The organism is Paenibacillus sp. FSL P2-0136 (assembly GCF_037975325.1).
Classification (GTDB): domain Bacteria; phylum Bacillota; class Bacilli; order Paenibacillales; family Paenibacillaceae; genus Paenibacillus_AQ; species Paenibacillus_AQ silagei.
Genome location: NZ_CP150244.1, coordinates 5,523,395 through 5,546,943 on the forward strand (window position 1 = coordinate 5,523,395; position 23,549 = coordinate 5,546,943).

The window sequence follows — 23,549 nt, forward strand, 5'->3', positions numbered from 1 at the left end:
CAGCCGTTGCAGTTTGTTACAGCTCTCATTGTAGAACAAAGAAAACGGCGAATGAATTCGTTTTTCCGTATACTCTTTTATAATATCTTGAGCAAATAGGGAAAGGCAGCAGCAGAGCTGAAAGGGCTTTCAGATTTCTTTAACTCTTCTTCGTTTTCTTTACCACATTGGCCAAAACGGCCTGTTTTCCCCCTGTCCGGCTATTCGCCATCCGCCAAAAATTATATAATACCTTTAATCATATGAATCATCACCAAGGAGCAGTCTGCATGTCCAACAAGCTTATCCTGCGATGGCTCAGCCTTCGCCCGGTTTCCGGATTATTCACCCGTATTCCCGTCAGGAATAAAATTGTAATTATCATCGTTCTTCTGATTCTTCTGCCGATGACCTTCGCCGGCTGCTATTTCTACTGGAACATCTCCCAGATTCTAACCAGGAACGCCAATGCTAATCTGTCTCTTCTGATCCGCCAGACCAACGATAATATTGAGAAATCCTTTCAGATTATCGATAACACCTCCCTGCATTTTCTCTCTAACAAAATGTTAAGAAACTGGTTAATCGACGATATGTCGCTGAGCGATGATTTCTACAAGAAATTCGTCAACAAAACCGAAATGGAAGAGGACCTGAAGTATAGCCTCATGTTCAACAATGCCTGGAATATCAGCCTGTTATCAACGGCTTTTGTATTTTTTGATAGCGATAACTATGTATCCGTTCTGAAGACACCGCCCAATATTGAACAGACCAATAAGAACAATCTCGCTGTCTATCAATCGGTGAATGGCAGAATGGTCAGAGGCAAGGAGATTCTGAAGCCAAGCCCCGGTGACCCCACCATTTATTTCACACGCGTCATGTCCAATATCAATCTTCCCCGGCAGCGTCTGGTGCTGATCTTTGGCACGAATGAGGCTGATTTGGCCGAGGAGTATTCCGGCCTGCTCGCCTTCACAGGCGCTATGGCCTACATCATTGATGGCCGGGGAACCATCTATTCCAGTGCCGGCAAGCAGGAGCTGGGTTCCGTCGTTTCACCGGATATATTAGCGCTCAAAGACAATACCGATGTAAGTGAAGTCAAGCTGGGCCAGGAGACTTACCTGGCTGCCTCCCGCAGCATCGGCACCACCGGGCTTACTTTTATTGCAGGCATTCCGAAGAAGCAGGTGCTCTCCAGACTATCCGGAAGCATGCATAACTACATATGGATTATTATGCTGATTGCCTTCGTCTCCCTTGCAGCAGGAATTGTAATTTCCTTACGTTTTACCCGGGTGGTCCGCGATCTGCTGCGCAATATCCGCAAAGTGCAGAAGGGGAATTACAACACAAGGATGCCGGCGTACAAGGATGCTGAGCTTAACCAGCTCAGTGCCACCTTCAACAATATGACGGATGAGATCAATTATCTCATTAAGGAAGTGTACGAGAAGCACCTGCTGATCAAGGAGTCGGAGATCAAATTTTTGCAAGCCCAGATGAATCCCCATTTCCTGTTCAATACGCTCATTACGATCGGCTACAAAGCCAAAATGTCCCGAGATGAGACCGTTTACAGAATGGTCTCCTCCCTTACGGAGCTGCTGCAGGCGAGTATTTATTCGAACAGCCTGGCCAAGATTCCAATTCGTCAGGAGCTGGATTTCATCAAATTTTATCTCTATCTGCAGAAGGAGCGATTCGAAGATAAGCTGGAGTATACGATTCAGATCGAGGATGATGCCTTGCTGGATCTGCTGCTGCCCAAGCTGAGTGTCCAGCCGCTGGTAGAGAATGCGGTGGTGCACGGTGTGGAGAAAAAGCTGGGCAAGGGTATGATCCATATTCATATCTACCGCCGGAACGACTCCGTCTTTTTTGAAATCACGGATAATGGCAACGGATTTGACCAGATTCCGCAGGATTGGAACAATTACGAGAACCTCACGATACGCAAACAGGGCCACAACAACATTGGTCTGATTAATACACATAAGCGGGTCAAGCTGATTTACGGCGAGCCGTATGGAATTGAGGTCGAGAGCGAGCCGGGGGCAGGCTCCAGGGTTACCCTTCACATACCGACAGATTTGGGGGAATGATCGCATGTATAATGTCATGATTGTAGATGATGAGCCTGTTATCAAAAAAGGGCTGCAATGCTTTATTGACTGGAGCCTGCTCCATTGCGAGGTTAGCTGTGAGGCCTCCAACGGGATGGAAGCCGTAGAGCTGCTGGGCTATTATGAGATCGATATTATCGTTACCGATGTCCGTATGCCAGGGATGGATGGCCTTGCCCTATCGGACTATGTGCACCGGAATTTCCCGCAGATCAAGGTGATCATTCTGACAGCCTTCGCAGATTTCTCCTATGCCCAGACGGCTATTCAATATGAGGTGGTCGATTTTGTCATCAAGACCAATCCAACGGAGCAGATTCCCCGGGCCATTGAAAAAGCAACGCGGCTGCTGGAAAAGGAAAGAGAGCAGAAGCAGAAGGTAAGGCAGCTGGAGAGCAAGATTCATGACAATCTGTCTGAAATCAGCGAGAAATTTCTAAAGGAGGCCGTCGAAGGCCTGATCAGCGATGAAGCCGGTTTATTCAGCCGCTCCAGAGAACTGGGACTGCAGCTGGAGAACTATTTCGGGGTCTATATGGAAGTTAAGGATATGCCCGGCCCCCATGCCTCTGCTGGAGCACAGACCAATGATCATCACCGGTTCCTGGCCTCCATCCGCCAGTTCCTTACACTGGCGTTCGCGGAACGCCCCTTTTATATTCTGAATATGGAGAAAAACGCTCTTCTGGCGATTGTCTCCATGGGCAGCGGCAATGCACCCGTCTCCACCCAGACCCTGCTCACGATCAGCAATGAAATTCTGGCCATGGCGGAGCACTTCCGGCAATACCATGTCAATATCGGTATCAGCCTGCTGCACCGGGATGTGCTGACCCTGCCCGCAGCTTACCAGGAGGCCCGCGAGGCGCTGCAGGGCAGCTTTTATAACGATAATTATGTCGCCGTGTATATGCCTCATGCGAGCCAGACCCTTACTCCCGGTGCTCCTCCCCATCATGCTGCCGAGCAGATTGCCGAATATCTGCAGCAAGGACAGAGCGATCAGGCGGTCAAGCAGCTGGATCAGCTGCTCAAGAGCTACCGGAGCCACCAAGAGCCGATTGAGAATGTAAAAGTAGCTTGCCTGCTTATCGCGTCCTACTGCTTCCGCCTGCTGAGTGCCAGCCAGCCCTTCGAACCGGAGATGGATGAGAACCAGTCGGCGGTGTACAAGCAAATTCAGGAGAGCAAGAGCATTCAGCTGCTCGCAGATATCCTCATGCGACTCATACAGAGCTGCTCGAAGGCCATTGCGCAGAATGACAACCAGCCTAATTACATCGTCATCGAATGCCAAAAATATATACGGGAGCATTACAACCAGAACCTGAATCTGCAGATCATTGCCGACCATATTCACATCAACAGCAGCTACCTCAGCCGCCTGTACAAAAAAGTGACCGGCGAGTCCATCATCGACGTCATCAATAAATACCGGATTGAAATGGCCAAGAAGCTGCTGCGCAACCCTGCCAGCAAAGTCTTCGAAGTCGCCGAAGCCGTCGGCATCGAGACCCCGGCCTATTTCACCCATGTCTTCTCCAAATACACCGGGATGAGCCCCAAGGAATACAAGCTGAATTATTCGCAGCTGAATTAACGGCAAAAGCTGCAAGACCATCATCAGCGGCGTATGGCGGCAAGCCAGATCACTGGTGTCCAAATCTAATTTGCAGATAGTTATCAAGAATCTGAAGGGGCTCGTGTAACGCCTGGTTTGGAAACTTATGAGTTACCTTATAGCCTACTCTGGGGGGCACTGACACCGCCAGCTTCTGAAGAACAAATTCTCCCATCCCCTTCATATGGACGCCAATCGAAGCGGGCACAATTGTCCATTGTCTGGCATTCGTCAAAAAAGTAGTGATGAGTCCCGCTGAGTCCAGATGTACACGGGACGGACACAGCGGGTCCCACCACTGGTCATGTCTGAATTGAAACTCCCGATTCCAATTGACGAGGACTTCATGCTCTGCCGCCAATTCTTCCATTTCCACCGTATCTCCAGCCTGCCGCCCTGGTACAGCCAAGCGCAACAGTACCATTTCTTCAGTGAAAAACGGTTGAACAGTAACGCTAGGCGAAACAATTTCCCGTACCACAAACGCCACATCCATCTCACGCCGCTCAATACTATCAAAAGCCTCCTGAGTATGCTGCGTACGAATCTGCAATCGGATGGACGGAGTATGCTGATTAAGCATTCTATATACCGGAGGCAAGACAAAGTGGCTTATACTTTCGGCAGCGCTTATGGCCAGACTTAACTGCGAACCATTCGCCTTTAAAATTTGCGTTTCCCTCCAGAGCGCCTCCCATCTTTCCGCAATACTAAAAAAGTTCTCCCCTTTTGGGGTCAGGCTGATTTTGGCTGCCCCTTTTCTTCGCTCCACCAACAGGCCGCCCATCCCTTGCTCTAATGTCTTTAAGCGGTAACTTACCGTTGCTTGTGACAGATGCAGCAGATCGGCCGCTTTACTTATACTCCCAGTCCGTACGATAGCTAAAAACGCTTCTATCCCAGGAAAATACATAGAATACCTCCTCAATATATAGAAAATATTAATATAGTTCACAAAATATTTGCGTTTTACAACATTATTCTTTATGTCTAAAATTATCATTAACACAGACAAGGGGTCAAATAGTCCAGGTTATGAAAAGGTGGTTTAGCTATGAAGGTTCTCATCGTTGGTCATTTTAACGAAACTGCACAATCAAAGATTACCGGGTATTTTCCGCAAGACTGGAACGTTATCATTGTCCCGCCCGGACAAGATATGCAGCATCATATTGAAGATTGCCAGGTCCTCATTCCTGAACATATCCAAGTGGACCCTAGCCTGCTGGCTAGCGCCAAAAAATTAAAATTGGTACAGACAGGTGCAGGTTATGATAATGTCGATATCCCCGCCTGTACACAGCTCGGCATTTGGGTGGCCAATGCGGCAGGAGTGAATGCTCAGGCCGTGGCCGAGCACGTAATGGCACTAATGCTGGCTTATTATAAAAACATTCCGTTTCTTGATCATTTCATGAAAAACAGGATGGATGAACATCATTTGGAGTACACAGGAAGTGAATTAGAGGGCAAAACCATGGGGATTATCGGGCTGGGCGCTATCGGAAAAAAGGTAGCTGCGTTTTGCAGCGCTTTTGATATGAATGTGTTGGCTTATGCGAGAAGTACCGAAGTGCCATCGGACGGCATAGTGAAAATGACCGATTTCGATACACTCCTAAGCACATCCGACATCGTCAGTGTTCACGTACCCTTGACTGAGCAAACCAAGCACCTGATGAACCAAGAAGTCTTCAAGAAAATGAAGGATACTGCTATTTTTATCAATACCGCCCGCGGGGGGATTGTCAACGAAAGAGACTTGCTGGACGCATTAAAAAACGGAGATATTTCCGGAGCCTGCCTGGATGTGTATGAATCCGAACCGCTTCCTATAGACAGTGAGCTCCACACTCTGGATAATGTGATCCTTACTCCCCATACCGCAGGAATGCCTGACGGCCGGAAATTCCACCAAAAAAGATATGATTTCTTCATAAAGAATATAAAACGTGTACAAAACGGGGAAGAGCCTGAAAGCAGGCTAAATCAGTTATTATAGTTTCAGTGCAATAAAAACAAAAAAGGTTTATGACATTGTCCAAAATACAATGTCATAAACCTTTTGGTAGTACCGGCGAGAGGACTCGAACCTCCACGGTTTCCCACTCGATTTTGAGTCGAGCGCGTCTGCCATTCCGCCACGCCGGCTTAATATCATATATATCCATCATGGATAATTAAATTTAAGATGAAAAACATTCAATAAAATAGTAATGGCGCGCCCTGAGAGATTCGAACTCCCGGCCTTTTGATTCGTAGTCAAACGCTCTATCCAGCTGAGCTAAGGGCGCAAAATATGGAGCGGACGACGGGAATCGAACCCGCGACCCTCGCCTTGGCAAGGCGATGCTCTACCGCTGAGCCACGTCCGCACACGGTATGTATTCAACTGCTTTAATGAAAATGGCGGAACCGACGGGATTCGAACCCGCGATCTCCTGCGTGACAGGCAGGCATGTTAGGCCAACTACACCACGGTTCCAAGATAATATTGCGGGGGCAGGATTTGAACCTGCGGCCTTCGGGTTATGAGCCCGACGAGCTACCGGGCTGCTCCACCCCGCGTCAGTAAAAAAATATTCTCTTCTAGCTTGCAAAGTCTGCATGGTGGAGGCTGAGGGGTTCGAACCCCCGACCCTCTGCTTGTAAGGCAGATGCTCTCCCAGCTGAGCTAAGCCTCCATCGAAGAAGCAACTTAATGATCATAACACATTTCCATAAGATATACAACCATTAATTTTATTAAAGATGAAAGTGGTGACTCGTATGGGATTCGAACCCATGTTACCTCCGTGAAAGGGAGGTGTCTTAACCCCTTGACCAACGAGCCAGATAAGCAAACAATCTTTCGACAACAAAAGATATTATATCAAATAAAACAGTATAATACAATAGAAATATTAATATTGTATATGGTCAGTATCTACATCACATGCAATGAGCTTATTCTCATGCCCTCTAAGACATCTCTCCATCTGTAAAGCGCCCCAGGGACTCCTGCCTTCATCACGGCTCTCCAGTCAACAGTATAGAGTCTCAGAGGAAGCAGACAAGGTTAAATTGACGAACATCTCGTCCCTCGCGTCTCAGCCTGCCCACAATCTCTATGAAATACGCTTCTTCCACTAGTACTGCATCAGATTAAAAATAGTGGAGCAGACGCAATTCCTCTTCAAATTACTTCTTTTTTCCAATCGGGAGTTGTTCTTCAGGGGCGTTTGGCTTAGCGTAACGGACTGAGGTGCTCTTATTTGGGAAGAAAGTCGTCAATTGGGCGAGTAACGGACTCCACAAGCCTTATCCTTTGCACTTCAGCTCCGAAACATCTCATAGAGAGACGATAAGGTCCACTGAGTCCGTTAAGCTGCAAAAAGTGGCGTTTTCGCGGGGATAAGATCTCTCCGGTCCGTTAGATTTTGGGTTGATAAGGTTTAACAAGCTTATTCATCCTTTTCATCCTTTTAGATCTGATGAGGTACTAGTGTCATAGGTAATGCTTCCGCCATAGCCTGAATCCAGGTATACCAGCATCGAATAGATAAAGTCACGCAACAAAAAACCACCATTGATAATCAACAGTGGTCTTAAGTGCTTGGCAACGTCCTACTCTCCCAGGACCCTTCGGTCCAAGTACCATCGGCGCTGGAGGGCTTAACGGTCGTGTTCGGGATGGGTACGTGTGGAACCCCTCCGCTATCGCCACCAAACGGGCATTTGAATATCAAATGCTATTATTCAGGTTTCAGCATCGCCAAATGCTGAAAACAAATCTTCTTTACAGAGCTACTTGAGCTCCATAAATTACAATTTGATTCCTGAAAACTGAATCCGAAACGAATTTGCGCTCGCCCTTCTTACGGGGCCCCCGGAAAGTATTCGGAATCCGCTTCGTCAGCTTCATCTTCACTTTTTGGGGTAGTTCTTGGATAAGCCCTCGACCGATTAGTATTGGTCAGCTCCATGCATTGCTGCACTTCCACCTCCAACCTATCTACCTCGTCGTCTTCAAGGGGTCTTACATACTGGGAAATCTCATCTTGAGGGGGGCTTCACGCTTAGATGCTTTCAGCGCTTATCCCGTCCGTACGTAGCTACTCAGCCATGCTCCTGGCGGAACAACTGATGCACCAGCGGTACGTCCATCCCGGTCCTCTCGTACTAAGGACAGCTCCTCTCAAATTTCCTGCGCCCACGACAGATAGGGACCGAACTGTCTCACGACGTTCTGAACCCAGCTCGCGTACCGCTTTAATGGGCGAACAGCCCAACCCTTGGGACCTACTTCAGCCCCAGGATGCGATGAGCCGACATCGAGGTGCCAAACCTCCCCGTCGATGTGGACTCTTGGGGGAGATAAGCCTGTTATCCCCAGGGTAGCTTTTATCCGTTGAGCGATGGCCCTTCCATGCGGTACCACCGGATCACTAAGTCCGACTTTCGTCCCTGCTCGACTTGTAGGTCTCGCAGTCAAGCTCCCTTATGCCTTTGCACTCTGCGAATGATTTCCAACCATTCTGAGGGAACCTTTGAACGCCTCCGTTACTCTTTAGGAGGCGACCGCCCCAGTCAAACTGCCCGCCTGACACGGTCCCCGTACCCGATAAGGGCACTAGGTTAGAACCTAGATACGATCAGGGTGGTATCCCAACGGCGCCTCCGCAGAAGCTTGCGCTCCTGCCTCCACGGCTCCCACCTATCCTGTACAGATCGTACCCAAATTCAATATCAAGCTGCAGTAAAGCTCCATGGGGTCTTTCCGTCTTGTCGCGGGTAACCTGCATCTTCACAGGTATTAAAATTTCACCGGATCTCTCGTTGAGACAGCGCCCAAGTCGTTACGCCATTCGTGCGGGTCAGAATTTACCTGACAAGGAATTTCGCTACCTTAGGACCGTTATAGTTACGGCCGCCGTTTACTGGGGCTTCGGTTCACAGCTTCGGATTGCTCCTAACCGCTCCCCTTAACCTTCCAGCACCGGGCAGGCGTCAGCCCGTATACTTCGCCTTGCGGCTTCGCACAGACCTGTGTTTTTGCTAAACAGTCGCTTGGGCCTTTTCACTGCGGCCCCCTCGGGCTATTCACCCTACCGAGGCACCCCTTCTCCCGAAGTTACGGGGTCATTTTGCCGAGTTCCTTAACGAGAGTTCTTCCGCGCGCCTTAGAATTCTCTTCTCGCCTACCTGTGTCGGTTTGCGGTACGGGCACCTTCTCCTGGCTAGAGGCTTTTCTTGGCAGTGTGAGATCATGACCTTCGCTACTATAATTTTCGCTCCCCATCACAGCCCAGCCTTAATGATGTGCGGATTTGCCTGCACACCAGCCTCACTGCTTAGACGGACATCCATCAGTCCGCGTCACTACCCTCCTGCGTCACCCCATCGCTCATAGCGGATTACGGTGGTACAGTAATTTCAAACTGTTGTCCTTCGACTACGCCTGTCGGCCTCGCCTTAGGTCCCGACTTACCCTGAGCGGACGAGCCTTCCTCAGGAAACCTTGGGCTTTCGGCGGATCAGATTCTCACTGATCTTTTCGTTACTCATACCGGCATTCTCACTTGTATGCTGTCCAGCGCTCCTTACGGTACACCTTCAACCCACATACAACGCTCCCCTACCCCAGATGCAAAGCATCTAGCCATAGCTTCGGTGGTGTGTTTAGCCCCGTTACATTTTCGGCGCAGAGTCACTCGACCAGTGAGCTATTACGCACTCTTTCAATGGTGGCTGCTTCTAAGCCAACATCCTGGTTGTCTGTGCAACTCCACATCCTTTCCCACTTAACACACACTTGGGGACCTTAGCTGATGGTCTGGGCTGTTTCCCTTTTGACAATGGATCTTAGCACTCACTGTCTGACTCCCGGCAAGAAGTAAATGGCATTCGGAGTTTGACTGAGCTTGGTAACCCTTGCGGGCCCCGCACCCAATCAGTGCTCTACCTCCACCACTCCATTCACCGAGGCTAGCCCTAAAGCTATTTCGGGGAGAACCAGCTATCTCCGAGTTCGATTGGAATTTCTCCGCTACCCCCACCTCATCCCCGCATTTTTCAACATGCGTGGGTTCGGGCCTCCAGTGCGTGTTACCGCACCTTCACCCTGGACAGGGGTAGATCACACGGTTTCGGGTCTACGTCCACATACTCAATCGCCCTATTCAGACTCGCTTTCGCTGCGGCTCCGGCTTCTCACCTTAACCTTGCATGTTAAACGTAACTCGCCGGTTCATTCTACAAAAGGCACGCCATCACCCATAGAAAGGGCTCTGACTTTTTGTAAGCACACGGTTTCAGGTTCTATTTCACTCCCCTTCCGGGGTGCTTTTCACCTTTCCCTCACGGTACTGTTTCACTATCGGTCGCCAGGTAGTATTTAGCCTTAGCAGATGGTCCTGCTGGATTCATACGGGGTTTCACGTGCCCCGCACTACTCGGGATCCGTCTCGGAGAGAACACAGTTTAGGCTACAGGGCTTTTACCTCTATCGCGGGCCTTTCCAGACCTCTTCGCCTACCATATTCCTTTGTAACTCCATGTGAGACGTCCCACAACCCCAAGAGGCAAGCCTCTTGGTTTAGGCTGTTCCGCGTTCGCTCGCCGCTACTGACGGAATCACTATTGTTTTCTCTTCCTCAGGGTACTTAGATGTTTCAGTTCCCCTGGTCTGCCTCTGCGTATCCTATGTATTCAGATACGAGTAACTGCGAATTACCACAGCTGGGTTTCCCCATTCGGACACCCCCGGATCAAAGCTTGCTTACAGCTCCCCGAGGCAGTTTCGTTGTTCGCCACGTCCTTCGTCGGCTCCTGGCGCCTAGGCATCCTCCGTGTGCTCTTAGTAGCTTAACCAATGCGTTTTCCCTAAGAAAAATCGCTAGTATCGCCATTAATATGAAACTTGTGTAAACAAGTTCAGCTTAAAGGAATGTTCTAAAACGCAAATTCGTTTCGGTATCCAGTTTTCAAGGATCAAGTTAAAGATGAGAGCTTAAACTCTCAAAACTGACCAACGAGTGAGTATTCGAACCCAAGGGTTCTATTGTGGAAGCAAAGCTTCCGATTTGAATGTTTCCGTTGCAGGAAACGATTCTCCATAGAAAGGAGGTGATCCAGCCGCACCTTCCGATACGGCTACCTTGTTACGACTTCACCCCAATCATCTACCCCACCTTCGGCGGCTGGCTCCCTTGCGGGTTACCCCACCGACTTCGGGTGTTGTAAACTCTCGTGGTGTGACGGGCGGTGTGTACAAGACCCGGGAACGTATTCACCGCGGCATGCTGATCCGCGATTACTAGCAATTCCGACTTCATGCAGGCGAGTTGCAGCCTGCAATCCGAACTGAGACCGGCTTTGCTGGGATTGGCTCCACCTCGCGGCTTCGCTTCCCGTTGTACCGGCCATTGTAGTACGTGTGTAGCCCAGGTCATAAGGGGCATGATGATTTGACGTCATCCCCACCTTCCTCCGGTTTGTCACCGGCAGTCACTCTAGAGTGCCCAGCTTCACCTGCTGGCAACTAAAGTCAAGGGTTGCGCTCGTTGCGGGACTTAACCCAACATCTCACGACACGAGCTGACGACAACCATGCACCACCTGTCTCAACTTTCCCCGAAGGGCACCTGATGCATCTCTGCTTCGTTAGTTGGATGTCAAGACCTGGTAAGGTTCTTCGCGTTGCTTCGAATTAAACCACATACTCCACTGCTTGTGCGGGTCCCCGTCAATTCCTTTGAGTTTCAGTCTTGCGACCGTACTCCCCAGGCGGAGTGCTTACTGTGTTAACTTCGGCACCAAGGGTATCGAAACCCCTAACACCTAGCACTCATCGTTTACGGCGTGGACTACCAGGGTATCTAATCCTGTTTGCTCCCCACGCTTTCGCGCCTCAGCGTCAGTTACAGCCCAGAAAGTCGCCTTCGCCACTGGTGTTCCTCCACATATCTACGCATTTCACCGCTACACGTGGAATTCCACTTTCCTCTTCTGTACTCAAGTCACCCAGTTTCCAGTGCGACCTCAGGTTGAGCCCAAGGTTTAAACACCAGACTTAAATAACCGCCTGCGCGCGCTTTACGCCCAATAATTCCGGACAACGCTTGCCCCCTACGTATTACCGCGGCTGCTGGCACGTAGTTAGCCGGGGCTTTCTTCTCAGGTACCGTCACTCCGGCAGCAGTTACTCTACCGGACGTTCTTCCCTGGCAACAGAGCTTTACGATCCGAAAACCTTCATCACTCACGCGGCATTGCTCCGTCAGGCTTGCGCCCATTGCGGAAGATTCCCTACTGCTGCCTCCCGTAGGAGTCTGGGCCGTGTCTCAGTCCCAGTGTGGCCGTTCACCCTCTCAGGTCGGCTACGCATCGTCGCCTTGGTGGGCCGTTACCCCACCAACTAGCTAATGCGCCGCAGGCCCATCCCCAAGCAGCAGATTGCTCCGCCTTTCATTCTTCTCTCAGGAGAAAAAAGAAATTATCCGGTATTAGCTACCGTTTCCGGTAGTTATCCCAGGCTTGAGGGCAGGTTGCCTACGTGTTACTCACCCGTCCGCCGCTAAGTCTGAAAGGAAGCAAGCTTCCTCTCAAACTCCGCTCGACTTGCATGTATTAGGCATGCCGCCAGCGTTCGTCCTGAGCCAGGATCAAACTCTCCAAATTGGTATTTAGAAAGAGCGATTGCTCATTTTGAAACATCTGACGAGAATTTACATTCTCATTTTTGGATCTCACCGAAGTGATCTCCAGATACTCACTCGTTGTTCAGTTTTCAAAGATCAAGCTCGTTGTTAGTGTCGATTATCTCGTCACCAGCAACTCTTATAATATAACATGTTCTTCTTCTGAATGCAACACTTATTTTCGATGAAGCAAAGTGTGTATTCATCAGAGCAACATGTCCAACCTTGTGCAAGGCACCCGCCTTGCGATTGGATATATAATATAACATTATATATCCCTGCTAACAACCCTTAATTTCTACTATTTTCGAGATAGTACTATAGACTTTCATAGATATCCTATACAAGCCTCTGTACCTGTATAACCATGCCCCAAAAGCACATGCCGGCCCTCATATCTAGCAGGACCTGCATGTGCAACTCTCATCTTAGGGACTATCCTCTTAATTGGGAATCCAAGGAGTCTGATTCTTCTTATCTGTACTTGAACGTCCGCTTGAGCTCGAACGCGGCTTGGAGTGGGCCTTATCCTTGGCGGCAGAGTTCTGGCTGGAGGTTTTCGCTTTTGCCGCTGCCGGTTTGGATTTCCCTGGTTTTGTATCCTTTGCTGTTGTGGCCTCAGTGCGCCCCTTATCCGGCACCTCCTCCGCTTCCTCCACTACAGGCTCAGGAATCTGAATCTCGGGTACGCGGTTGTGGGCGAAATTCTCCATGCCCGGATAAGCCGGATATGGCGGAATATTCGATAGCATAGGCTGTTCATACATCGGTGACACCGCGTTAGGCATGGCATTCATTCCTCCAGCATAAGGAGAAACCATCCCCATCTGCGGCATGCCGTACACCGGATACCCGTTATACATCGGCTGCTCATAAGGATAGGGCTGAATCGACATTGCGCCGCATCCGCAGGAAGGCCACGGAAGATTAACCTGCTCACTCTGGTACTGCGGAGCAAACGCAGCATTGTCACTGACAGGGCTGACTGCTGACATATTCACATTGTTATAATCCGGTTCTGCATTAGGATACCATGCTCCGGGGTATTGTCCAGGCGGACAAGGATTAACCGGCTGAGCATAGAACGGCGGGCATTCCGGCATAAACGCTGCAGGCTGAACATAACTTGGAGCGTTATTCATATTGTTCATATTCATATTGTTCATATTCATATTGGCCATTGGCTCATATACGGGATACACGGGTGCATAATTCATAAAATACGGATTCTCGCTAAGGCCGGGATAGCCATCGCTCTTTCCCAAGGGCGAGGTTTTACCCTCATCCCAGGCGGCAGGCTGAACCTCTGACTTATGATGCACTTCTTTGGTTTTCTCTTCCTGCGCGGGAACAGAGATTTGCACATACAAGCTTTGTTTCTCATAGACGGCTTCCTGAACGGGCTTGACTTCCGGCGCTTTGTTAGGTGCAGGGTTAGGTGCAGGAACCGCCAACGGAATAGGGACTGCTTCTGCAGCAGGTGCAGGAATTGGCGCTGGTGCGGGAGCCGGCTTTTCGATGACACCAGTGTAGGTTTTACCGCCAATCGCCGTTTTATCGACCACTGCCGGAGCGGTGGACTGAGCCTGAATTGGGGTCGTATTAGCTTTTACCGGATCGATGGATTGGGCCTGGATTGGAGAGGTACTGACTTTCTTAGGGATATTCACGACTTCACCCGTCATCAGTGCATTAGGGTTCTTAAGCTGCGGGTTGGCATCAATCATATCCTTGAGTGTAACTCCCCAAGCCTTGGAGAGCTTCCATAAGGTATCGCCTTGCTTGACTGTATGCTTATAGTAGATATCGTTGTTGTCCGGAACAGGCAGAGCTACGGGCGCAGCCGGGATCTTGACCTTGTCTCCTACAGCAAGCACATCTGGATTGGTGATTTGCGGATTGGCCTCGATTATTTTTTGCAGCGGCACTCCATACTTCTGTGATAACGCGAACAGCGAATCACCTTGCTTAACAATGTGTATTTTCACGCAGCATTTACCTCCTAAAAGTATCTATTGATCGGCACTGCACCCCGGTTCAGGGATGATAGCCCTCCAGATTCGGTAGTTGCGGTACAGCCGCCTCCTTCGTTACTACATCTTATGCAGCCCATGGGCGAATGACATCCCTATATGCAAAAAAAATCCTTCCATGCTTGGCATGAAAGGATTTTTCTCTATTCGCTCACGCGAAATTTCTGTACTATTCCCAAACCTTATATCCGTCTTTATCAACCACATTGCGGAATTCTTCCAGCAATTGCAGGGTAATCGGCCCGGCCTGGCCGGAACCAATGACTCTGCCGTCGATCTCACGGGCAGCAATAACTTCAGCCGCTGTTCCGGTGAAGAAGACTTCATCGGCAATATAGACATCATGCATGGTGAACGGCTCTTCCTTCAGCGGCAGTCCCAGCTTCTCACACAGCTCAATGATCGCCAGACGGGTGATTCCCTCCAGGGCACCCAGGTAACAAGGCGGTGTATAGACTACCCCTCTTTTGATAATGAAGATATTATCGCCGGAGCCTTCGGTTACATATCCTTGAGCGTTCATCATGATCGCTTCATCGGCTTCCGCCAGATTCGACTGAATCTTCACCAGAATATTGTTGAGATAGTTCAGCGATTTGATCTTCGGATTCAGCGCATCCGGGATATTGCGGCGCTGGGACACCGAAACGGCACGAAGTCCGTTCAGATAAGCCTGTTCCGGGTAGATCGCGAGCTGCTCAACAATGATGATCACACTTGCTTTGGGGCAGCGGCGCGGATCAAGACCCAGGTTGCCGGGACCGCGTGATACGATCAGCCGGATGTAGCCGTCCCTCATTTCGTTCAGGCGGATTGTCTCGGCCATGGCCTCCAGCATCTCATCATAGGCCAGCGGAATGTCCAGCATAATCGACTTCGCCGAATCATACAGCCTGTCCAGATGCTCCTTGCACTTGAAGATGTTGCCGTTATAAATACGGATACCTTCAAAAATTCCGTCTCCATATAAAAAACCGTGATCGAATACGGACACCATTGCCTTGTCCTTCGTTACATGTTGTCCATCCAGATAGATCCATTGCTCAGCCATGAACTTACTGCACCTCCGCTTTCTCTTCCTCATAGGTGTATGTGGGATAGGACCCCAGAATCCGTACCTGACAGCCCAAGGCTTTGATCTCTTCAATCGCACCCGGGAGCAGTACCGATTCTATCGGTTCCAGCACATCAATATAGAAATAATAAGTACCCAGCTTCTTCTTCGTCGGCCGTGATTCAATACGGGACAAGTTCAGCTTACGCCAGGCAAAAGCAGCCAGCACCTGATGCAGTGCACCAGGGAAATCCTCGGGCAGCGTAACAAGAATACTCGTCTTGTCTCCACTGCTCTTCTGTGGAAGCTCCAGCTTCTGCGGACCAACCAGCACGAACCGTGTGTAATTGTTATTATGGTCTGTAATCTGGCGTTCCACAACCTCCAGCCCGTGCGTAGCGGCTCCAAGCGCGGTACCGATGGCAGCCCAGCCTTTGCCGGGATTGCCCTTCACAATCTCCACCGCTTCAGAGGTGCTTCCCACAGACTCCAGCTCAGCCCAGGGCATAGCCTTACGGATGAACTGCGTGCATTGCGCCATAGCCACCGGATGGGACAGGATCTTGACAATCTTGGTATAATCCTTGTCCCCGTTCTCCTTCGTGAATTCCTGCGGACAGCTGATCAGATTCTGTATCGACGGGAAAATCCACTCCGCCTGCATCGGCAGATTCACTTCATTAATGAGCCAGTCGATATGCAGGCTGACCGAGCCCTCTATCGTGTTCTCAATCGGAATGACACTGTAATCGGTGACTCCGCCAGCCGTGGACAGAAAGACATCGGATATGAGCTTATGATGCTCCAGTTGAACAGGGTTACCGCCAAATAAATGCAGCAGCGCTTCATGCGAGACGGAGCCCTGAGGCAATAACGCTATTGATTTCATGACTGTAATTCTCCTTTTATCATATCCAAAAATGATTCGTTTTGCATCCCGTTTCTTTCAAGCAGCTCTGCCGTGACACCTGTGGTGCATGGGGACAGCCATACGGTACGGGCAGAGATTCCGTTCTCCTGCATGGTCTCTGTCAAAAACAGCTCCAGCTCCTGCTTCCGCGCCTCCTTGCGGTCCACCATGCACAGCAATGTCGGGCCTGCACCACTAAGCGCAATGCCCAGCGCACCATGGCCGGGCGCTTCCGCCAGCAGCTTCTCCATCCCCGGCACCAGCGGTGCACGGTAGGGCTGATGCAGCCGGTCCTGCATCGCGGTGCCAATCAGGTCCAGCCGTCCTGCGGCTAACGCTGCGGTAAGCAGCGAGGTATGGCTGATGTTGTGAACCGCATCGCTCACCGTTACCTCCGCAGGCAGCGCCTCTCTGGCCTTGACGGTCTCCAGCTCGAATTCAGGAATGACTACCAGGAATTCCAGCTCCTGCGGCGGCTCAATGCGGATGTAATCGGCATGTTCGCCGTCCCACACGGCCGTAATAATTCCCCCGAAAAGCGAGGCTCCGACATTATCGGGATGCTTCTCGATCGCTGTAGCCATATCGAACAGCTTCGCCTGACTCAGCGGTGAACCTATCATAGCATTCGCCGCAGCCAGCGCGCCAATAATGGCCGAAGCACTGCTGCCCAGCCCGCGGGTGAGCGGGATTTCCGAATACATGGAGATGGACAACTCCGGAACCTGGACCCCGGCCTCTGCAAATACCATTTGCGCAACCTTGTAGAGCAGATTGCTTTTGTCCCGGGGAAGACCGGCCATCTCATCTCCATACAGATGAAACACCGTTTCAGCGGCTTCCTCCATTTCAATCCAGGCATACAGCGACAGAGCCATGCCCAGCGTATCGAAGCCCGGACCGAGGTTGGCCGTGCTCGCAGGAACCTTCACTCTAGACCTTCCGTAAATACTCATGGCGGGTAAATCTCCTTCATTATATTTGCGCGCAAGCCCTGTGTTCCATGGACACCTGCGATAGTTAGCCTTCTACACGGTAATGGCTTTTGATGCGGTGAATGACATTCAGTTGCTCCAGATGGCGCAGCACTTTGTTCATACTCGCTCTGCTGGCGTTATGTGTGACAATGATAATTTCGGCATCAGGATTATTAGGATTGGCCTGTTGCACAACGGAATCCAGACTCACATCATATTCGGCAAACACCTGGGTAATCTTCGCCAGTACACCCGCCTTGTCATCGACATGAAGCAGCAGGAAGTTCTTGTAATAAATATCCTCGTCGCTCTTCAGCTTCTTCTGCTTGTACGGCACAATCTGCTTAAGCCCGTTGACCCCCAGCTTCAGGTTCTTGATGACCGCTACCAGATCCGCCACAATCGAGGTTGCCGTAGGCATCGCCCCTGCCCCCGCACCGTAGAACATCGTCTCCCCTACAGCCTCACCATATACATATACCGCATTAAAGACGCCGTTCACGGAGGCAATCGGGTGGTTCGTACGGATCATTGTAGGCTGGACGCTAATACTGAATTCTTCATCCTGGCGTTCTGCAATCCCGAGCAGCTTCATCTCGTACCCCAGCCGTTTGGCAAAAGCCATATCCTCCTTGCTGACGCCGGAAATCCCGCTTACACTGACGTCGCTCAGCTCTACATTGGTCCGGAAGCCCAGCGTGCCCAGAATGGCCATCTTGCGGGCTGCATCCAGTCCCTCCACATCGGACGTCGGATCAGACTCGGCATATCCCAGCTCCTGCGCTTCCTGCAGTGCGTCGAGGTAAGATGCGCCTTCCTGGCTCATTTTGCTGAGGATGTAGTTGGTTGTCCCGTTCACAATCCCCATAATCTTCATAATCTTATCCGAGGAAAAGCCTTCGATCAGCGTGCGGATAATCGGTATGCCTCCCGCCACGCTTGCTTCATAGAACACATCGCACTGCTTCTCCTGTGCCTTGGCCAGAATCTCCGAGCCGTGCAGGGCCATCAGGTCCTTGTTGGCTGTTACGATATGCTTGCCGCGCTCCAGTGCCTCCAGAATGTACTCCTTCGTCCCGGCGACCCCGCCCATGACCTCAACAATGACATCAATCTCCGGGTCGCGGATAACGGCCCATGGATCATCGGTAATCTTGGACGGGTCCACTTCGATATCACGCGGCTTCTCCGTATTCTTCACGGCAATCCGTTCAATCAGGATCGGCGAGCCGACCTGGCTGCTCAAATCCTCCTGATTTCCTTCCACAATACGGACAACGCCCGTACCCACAGTACCCAGACCCAGCAGACCTACTTTAACCGGCTTCATTCGTATTCTCACCCCTGACCAATAATTAACGCACGCTTCACACCGGGAATTGCCTTGAGACTGTCCAGCAAGTCGCCCAGCTCTTCATTCAGATGGGAGATCTCGACAGAGATCACCACGTTCGCCCGTCCTTGCAGCGGGATACTCTGATGGATTGTCAGCACATTCGCCCCGTGAACAGCCACCGAACCGAGCACCTTGGACAACATGCCCGACTCGTGCTCCAGATCAATCGAGATCGTCACAATGCGCTCGCGCTCCAGCTGATGAATTAAGTGTATCCCATCTTTGTATTTATAAAAAGCACTGCGGCTAAGCCCGACCTGTTCCACGCCCTCGTGTACGGTTTTGGCATCTCCTGCTTCCAGCAGCTGCTTGACCTGCATGGTCTTCAGCACCGCATCGGGCAAAATGTCCTCCCGGACCAAATAATAGCGTTCTTTCACGAACGTCCTCACCCCAAAGACTTTTGTATGTACATAGTGGACATTATACGGGATTGAAGGCTTTTATTGCAATAACTTTCTGCAAACATGCGGAAAAGGCTGTTCCCCTATCAGCTAGGAGGAACAGCCTTCACCTGCAGAACCCGGTCAGCTGTAGGCAATGGTCGTCCCGCAGTAATCACAGCTGGTAGACTGGCCCGGAGCGACCGTATTCTGTGCCCCGCAGCCGGGACAGCGCACAGATTTCGGAAGCTGCTGCGTTCTCGGCTGCTGATAGGACGGCTGCCCTGCAGGCGGCGTGAAGGGCGATGCTGCTGCTGCCTGCCCCGCCTGGGCCTGCGGCGCTGCATCCGCTCCCTCATGGAAGAGAAGCCCGGAGTCTAGCACCCCGTACTTCTGCATATAGAGAAGGTCTCTATTCACATCCCCTTCACTTTGCCCGGTACGGTCCGCCAGATTCCCGGTATAACGGACTCTCTCCACCGTGATCAGATGTACATACTGATTGGCGAGCTGCGAGAAGCGGAATCTGGCTTTGGCTGCGCTTCTGGCAAATACGGCCGCAGGCAGAAGCGTTATCAATGAGAACATAATTAACATTCCAATTAACGTACCAGTATCAACGGCGACTTCACTGAAGATGGAATTGACGACAATTCCCATCAACTGCACGAAGCCGCCCACAAATACATGGAACAACAGACTAAAATTGACGGGCTTGCGGTAATTTTTATAATGGGTGCTCAGCATGCGTACCAGCGCAAGCGCAAGTCCCAACGGCATAAACAAATATCCGGCGCCGATAGTTACAATATCAAAAGTAGTCCGCTCATACTTAGGCAGACTATCAGAGGGCTGTCCTTCCCGGCCCGGCAACAGTCCCCCCAGCTCATTCCCTATCCCCATTACTGTCTATTCCTCCTATTTAAGCGCCGCCAGCTCCAGATTACGCCGCTGGAGCGTGCCGGCAATACTCTCCGTTAATTCCTCTGTCTCCGTGTCCCAGCGGGCCGGCAGCTCCTTCAGGACAAGCAGCAGCGCCACATGGTCATGCAGCAGAGAGATCTGCTGCCTAATGATGTCTTCCGTGGCATACAATCCCGGTCTCGATACCGGGTCACTGTAGCGGAATTTCTCCTCCAGAGAATCAATCAGTTCTACCAGCCTGCTTGCCTCAGAATGCTTCCAGGTGCCGGCAATCCCTCTGATCTCCTGCAGCTCCTGCATGTGAGTACGCAGACTCCGCGAAGCGTCCGCAGCTCTGCGCTCCCCGGATGCGGCATTCCGCCCATATCCCCCTGTAGCCACAAGTACGATGGAAGCTACAATCAGGATCAGCAGCTGCTCTCCCGCATACCAGAGCGGACTCAGCTCCAGAAGCCAGTCCAGCAGAATAGCCGAAGCAAGTACCGCAGCCAGATAGAATGCTATAATTACAGCTCCGCTTATGAATACCGGTGAAGTCCGGCCCGCTTCAGGAGCACTGCGCAGCCAGAGCATGCAATATACATAGACCACAGTCTCTGCCATACCTACAGCAAGCAGAGTCACTACGAAGCGCAGCAGCGATTCCGAGAATCCAAACGTGAAGAAGGTACCCGCAGTAACTGCCAGAACAGCAACATAAATGCCAGTAACGAGACCCGTATATGACCTCTGCCTCTGCATCCCGCTCACCCGTTAGCCGCTCTGGTACCGCACTCTGGACAGAATTTCTGTCCAGGCTTCAGCTCATGCCCGCAGCCCGTACACTTCAGGATCAGGCCCTCTCCACAATGCGGACAGAATTTGGCACCTGGGATGACCGCCTTACCGCAGCTATGACATACCTTATCCTCCACCGCCGGCGGGGATTGCAGACTGCGGCCGCAGCCGGTACAGAAGCGTGCATCTGCCGGATTAAGGGTTCGACAGTCCGAGCAAGATTTAGAAGCAGCAGGAGGTGCCGGCTGGCTGCCCGTACTGCCGTCCAGAGACATGCTACGGGTCATCCGGGTAGCTATCTCAGCGGCAGGCCCGGCCAGCCCAAAGCCCATGCCGAGCCCCAGCCCCGCATTCATCATGCCCACGCCTGCATTGCCCGGATTGCCTGCTGCCTCCTCCATAGCATCGAAGCTTCGTTCCTGCTGGTAGGTGAAGCCGATAATGTCCATCTCCGCTTTTTTGGCCAAGGCTTCCTTGAGACGCTGGGTTGCCGGATCATCATCGGGAATATTGATCGAATCAATATAGAAATTATTAAGTTCAATACCGCTGTCCAGGAACGAGGAGGACAAGCGCCCCTGAATATGCTTGGAGATTTCAACCACGTAGGCGTTGATCTCCAGGATGCTGATTTTTTTGTGCACCAGATAAGAAGAAATAAGTTCGTTAATATTAGACATCAGCAGACCGCGGAAATAATTAATCATCGTATCCTGATCGAAGACCGGCAGCGTCCCTACCAGCTTCAGCAGGAATTTACGGGGATCTTCGATCCGCACGCCAAACTGACCGAAGGCCCGGACCGCTACCATGATCTTGTACTTAGGGTCCTGCAGCTGCAGCGGTGCACTGGTCCCCCACTTCACATTCATGGAGTTCAGCTTGTTCACAAACCATATCTCTGCGGTGAACGGAGACTTGCCGCCGAACGGCAGGTTCACCACATTCGACAGAATCGGAATATTCGCTGTGCTTAAGGTATGGCGTCCGGCTGTGAAGGAATCCAGCGCCTCTCCACCCTTGAACAGAATCGCTTCCTGGGATTCATTCACAATCAGCTGTGTCCAGGTCCCCAGCTCCTGATTCGGATACTTCCAGGCGAAGACACCCGGAGGTCCGTCATATTTGACTACTTCAATAATTGCCATCTGTCCATTCCCTCTTTCCTGACAGGTATGTATGATATACGCAGATTACACCCTTTGGATTCAACTTAACGTCACTTATATAATGATTGTAGTAAATTAATTCAGATATATAAAGAAAACTTTATTAGCAAAAATAGCTTTGCCACCTGTTATGCAATAAAAAAAGGCCGCATCCCCCTCTCGGAAGATACAGCCGGTAACCTTGCTTCTCTATTAATAGTAGCTGCTGTTCTCGACAAATTCGAATTCAAAATCAGCAATGCGCACGATCGTACCTTCCACAGCGCCGCGTCTGCGCAGCTCGGCATCCACACCCATGTGACGCAAAGTACGGGCCAGCCTGAGAATGGCATCATGTGTGCTTAGCTGCATCCTCTTAATCATCCGCTCAATCCTCGGACTGTTGACTACAAAGGCCTCGTTGTCACGGGTAATCGTGAATGAGTTATCCTCTTCCGCTTCCAGCTTATACACCTTGCGCTCTTTGCCGGCCACTTCTTCCACCACCGGAGCCACAGGAATACTGTCAAGAATATCTGTAGCACGGTAGAGCAGCTCCTGAACGCCCTGACGGGTCAGTGAAGAGATCGGCATAATCTCAAGGTCCGGGCGAAGCTCCGCGACACGCTCACGGAAGGAAGCCAGGTTCTCCTCGGAATCAGGCATATCCATCTTGTTCGCGGCCACGATCTGCGGACGGTCAATCAGCGCCGCATTGTACTGCCTCAGCTCATCGTTAATCAGTACCCAGTCTTCAAAAGGATCGCGGCCTTCCGAGCCGGACATATCCACGACATGAATGATGATACGCGTGCGTTCAACGTGGCGCAGGAACTCATGCCCCAGGCCCACTCCTTCACTCGCGCCTTCAATCAGTCCAGGCAGATCCGCCATGACAAAGCTGCGGCCGTCTCCGACATCCACTACACCCAGATTCGGGGTAATGGTGGTAAAGTGGTACGCTCCGATCTTCGGCTGGGCAGCAGACACGACCGACAGCAGCGTAGATTTACCCACGCTAGGGAAGCCTACAAGGCCTACGTCGGCCATGACCTTCAGCTCCATTACGATGTAACGCTCCTGACCCTCTTCCCCATTCTCAGCCAGCTCCGGTGCCGTATTGTTCGCCGTCGCAAACCGGGTATTCCCCCGGCCGCCACGGCCGCCACGGGCCACTACAACCTGTTGTCCATGACGGGTTAGATCGGCAAGGATCTCCTGGGTATCATCATCAATCAACACGGTTCCAGGTGGAATCCGCACGATCATATGATCGGCGTTGGCCCCGTGCTGGCTCTTGTTACGCCCCTTAATTCCCTTATCAGCCTTGAAGTGCCGCTGATAACGGAAATCCATCAAGGTCCGTAAGCCTTCATCCACGCGGAAGATCACATCTCCCCCGCGGCCGCCATCTCCGCCGGCAGGACCGCCATCCGGCACATACTTCTCCCGGCGAAATGCTACGAGACCATCTCCGCCGTCTCCGCCTTTTACATAAACCTTAGCCTTATCTACGAACATAAATGTTCACCTT

Annotated in this window: 14 protein-coding genes, 7 tRNA genes and 3 rRNA genes; 3 read left to right on the forward strand and 21 right to left on the reverse strand. The window is 51.2% G+C overall.

Annotation, left to right across the window (positions count from 1 at the left end):
* Window positions 1–269 precede the first annotated feature (269 nt).
* The gene (locus NYE26_RS23380; protein ID WP_339250479.1) at window positions 270–2,090 is read left to right on the forward strand and encodes a sensor histidine kinase; all 1,821 of its coding nucleotides are present in this window, start codon (window positions 270–272) and stop codon (window positions 2,088–2,090) included.
* A 4-nt stretch (window positions 2,091–2,094) separates the two neighbouring features.
* Window positions 2,095–3,711: a response regulator gene (locus NYE26_RS23385; protein WP_339250481.1), complete on the forward strand. Its 1,617-nt coding sequence runs from the start codon at window positions 2,095–2,097 to the stop codon at window positions 3,709–3,711.
* Window positions 3,712–3,760: 49 nt separating this feature from the next.
* Here NYE26_RS23385 and NYE26_RS23390 read toward each other — a convergent pair whose 3' ends face one another.
* Window positions 3,761–4,687 (reverse strand): LysR family transcriptional regulator, encoded by a 927-nt coding sequence (locus NYE26_RS23390; protein WP_339250483.1) that lies wholly within the window; start codon window positions 4,685–4,687, stop codon window positions 3,761–3,763.
* A 99-nt stretch (window positions 4,688–4,786) separates the two neighbouring features.
* On the opposite strand from NYE26_RS23390, the gene NYE26_RS23395 reads away from it, so the two are divergent.
* On the forward strand, window positions 4,787–5,734 hold the full coding sequence (locus tag NYE26_RS23395; RefSeq protein ID WP_339250485.1) for a hydroxyacid dehydrogenase: 948 nt from the start codon (window positions 4,787–4,789) through the stop codon (window positions 5,732–5,734).
* A 70-nt stretch (window positions 5,735–5,804) separates the two neighbouring features.
* Here NYE26_RS23395 and NYE26_RS23400 read toward each other — a convergent pair.
* The 20 genes from NYE26_RS23400 to obgE all read right to left on the reverse strand — a co-directional run bounded on the left by NYE26_RS23400 (window position 5,805) and on the right by obgE (window position 23,536).
* Window positions 5,805–5,883: transfer RNA gene (locus NYE26_RS23400), tRNA-Leu, on the reverse strand.
* A gap of 66 nt (window positions 5,884–5,949) precedes the next feature.
* Window positions 5,950–6,026 (reverse strand) — tRNA-Arg (locus NYE26_RS23405).
* A gap of 6 nt (window positions 6,027–6,032) precedes the next feature.
* A tRNA-Gly gene (locus tag NYE26_RS23410) sits at window positions 6,033–6,107 on the reverse strand.
* A 32-nt stretch (window positions 6,108–6,139) separates the two neighbouring features.
* Window positions 6,140–6,217 (reverse strand) — tRNA-Asp (locus tag NYE26_RS23415).
* A gap of 9 nt (window positions 6,218–6,226) precedes the next feature.
* Window positions 6,227–6,300 (reverse strand) — tRNA-Met (locus NYE26_RS23420).
* Between the two features lie 40 nt (window positions 6,301–6,340).
* Window positions 6,341–6,416, reverse strand: a tRNA-Val gene (locus NYE26_RS23425).
* A gap of 74 nt (window positions 6,417–6,490) precedes the next feature.
* Window positions 6,491–6,565: transfer RNA gene (locus NYE26_RS23430), tRNA-Glu, on the reverse strand.
* A 760-nt stretch (window positions 6,566–7,325) separates the two neighbouring features.
* A 5S ribosomal RNA gene (gene rrf / locus NYE26_RS23435) occupies window positions 7,326–7,442 on the reverse strand.
* A 215-nt stretch (window positions 7,443–7,657) separates the two neighbouring features.
* A 23S ribosomal RNA gene (locus NYE26_RS23440) occupies window positions 7,658–10,584 on the reverse strand.
* Window positions 10,585–10,832: 248 nt separating this feature from the next.
* Window positions 10,833–12,393 (reverse strand): 16S ribosomal RNA (locus tag NYE26_RS23445).
* Together the 16S, 23S and 5S rRNA genes form the textbook arrangement of a ribosomal RNA operon.
* 463 nt (window positions 12,394–12,856) lie before the next feature.
* Window positions 12,857–14,401 (reverse strand): LysM peptidoglycan-binding domain-containing protein, encoded by a 1,545-nt coding sequence (locus tag NYE26_RS23450; RefSeq protein ID WP_339250487.1) that lies wholly within the window; start codon window positions 14,399–14,401, stop codon window positions 12,857–12,859.
* A gap of 214 nt (window positions 14,402–14,615) precedes the next feature.
* Window positions 14,616–15,497, reverse strand: coding sequence for a branched-chain-amino-acid transaminase (gene ilvE, locus NYE26_RS23455; RefSeq protein ID WP_209877020.1), 882 nt, complete (start codon window positions 15,495–15,497; stop codon window positions 14,616–14,618).
* Window positions 15,498–15,501: 4 nt separating this feature from the next.
* Window positions 15,502–16,389, reverse strand: coding sequence for a prephenate dehydratase (pheA, locus tag NYE26_RS23460; protein ID WP_209877018.1), 888 nt, complete (start codon window positions 16,387–16,389; stop codon window positions 15,502–15,504).
* Window positions 16,386–17,366, reverse strand: a complete 981-nt coding sequence (gene thrB, locus NYE26_RS23465; RefSeq protein ID WP_339250492.1) for a homoserine kinase — start codon at window positions 17,364–17,366, stop codon at window positions 16,386–16,388. The genes pheA and thrB overlap by 4 nt, the downstream gene beginning before the upstream one ends.
* A 64-nt stretch (window positions 17,367–17,430) precedes the next feature.
* A complete protein-coding gene (locus NYE26_RS23470) occupies window positions 17,431–18,717 on the reverse strand; it encodes a homoserine dehydrogenase (protein WP_036725890.1) in 1,287 nt (428 codons plus the stop codon).
* Window positions 18,718–18,725: 8 nt separating this feature from the next.
* Window positions 18,726–19,163 (reverse strand): ACT domain-containing protein, encoded by a 438-nt coding sequence (locus NYE26_RS23475; protein ID WP_036698990.1) that lies wholly within the window; start codon window positions 19,161–19,163, stop codon window positions 18,726–18,728.
* A gap of 147 nt (window positions 19,164–19,310) precedes the next feature.
* Window positions 19,311–20,069 carry a hypothetical protein gene (locus NYE26_RS23480; RefSeq protein ID WP_339250495.1) on the reverse strand — a complete coding sequence of 253 codons (759 nt, stop codon included), beginning with the start codon at window positions 20,067–20,069 and terminating at the stop codon, window positions 19,311–19,313.
* Window positions 20,070–20,084: 15 nt separating this feature from the next.
* Entirely contained in the window at window positions 20,085–20,831 is a 747-nt protein-coding gene (locus tag NYE26_RS23485; protein ID WP_339250497.1) for a hypothetical protein, read from the reverse strand.
* A 5-nt stretch (window positions 20,832–20,836) separates the two neighbouring features.
* The gene (locus tag NYE26_RS23490) at window positions 20,837–22,015 is read right to left on the reverse strand and encodes an SPFH domain-containing protein (protein ID WP_339250499.1); all 1,179 of its coding nucleotides are present in this window, start codon (window positions 22,013–22,015) and stop codon (window positions 20,837–20,839) included.
* A 213-nt stretch (window positions 22,016–22,228) separates the two neighbouring features.
* Window positions 22,229–23,536: a GTPase ObgE gene (gene obgE, locus NYE26_RS23495; RefSeq protein ID WP_339250501.1), complete on the reverse strand. Its 1,308-nt coding sequence runs from the start codon at window positions 23,534–23,536 to the stop codon at window positions 22,229–22,231.
* Between the last annotated feature and the right edge of the window lie 13 nt (window positions 23,537–23,549).

Coding starts and splice junctions, on each gene's coding strand:
- NYE26_RS23380 (WP_339250479.1), top strand. CDS start 270: ATGTCCAACAAGCTTATCCTGCGATGGCTCAGCCTTCGCCCGGTTTCC.
- NYE26_RS23385 (WP_339250481.1), top strand. CDS start 2,095: ATGTATAATGTCATGATTGTAGATGATGAGCCTGTTATCAAAAAAGGG.
- NYE26_RS23395 (WP_339250485.1), top strand. CDS start 4,787: ATGAAGGTTCTCATCGTTGGTCATTTTAACGAAACTGCACAATCAAAG.
- ilvE (WP_209877020.1), bottom strand. CDS start 15,497: ATGGCTGAGCAATGGATCTATCTGGATGGACAACATGTAACGAAGGAC.
- pheA (WP_209877018.1), bottom strand. CDS start 16,389: ATGAAATCAATAGCGTTATTGCCTCAGGGCTCCGTCTCGCATGAAGCG.
- thrB (WP_339250492.1), bottom strand. CDS start 17,366: ATGAGTATTTACGGAAGGTCTAGAGTGAAGGTTCCTGCGAGCACGGCC.
- NYE26_RS23470 (WP_036725890.1), bottom strand. CDS start 18,717: ATGAAGCCGGTTAAAGTAGGTCTGCTGGGTCTGGGTACTGTGGGTACG.
- NYE26_RS23480 (WP_339250495.1), bottom strand. CDS start 20,069: ATGGGGATAGGGAATGAGCTGGGGGGACTGTTGCCGGGCCGGGAAGGA.
- NYE26_RS23485 (WP_339250497.1), bottom strand. CDS start 20,831: ATGCAGAGGCAGAGGTCATATACGGGTCTCGTTACTGGCATTTATGTT.
- NYE26_RS23490 (WP_339250499.1), bottom strand. CDS start 22,015: ATGGCAATTATTGAAGTAGTCAAATATGACGGACCTCCGGGTGTCTTC.
- obgE (WP_339250501.1), bottom strand. CDS start 23,536: ATGTTCGTAGATAAGGCTAAGGTTTATGTAAAAGGCGGAGACGGCGGA.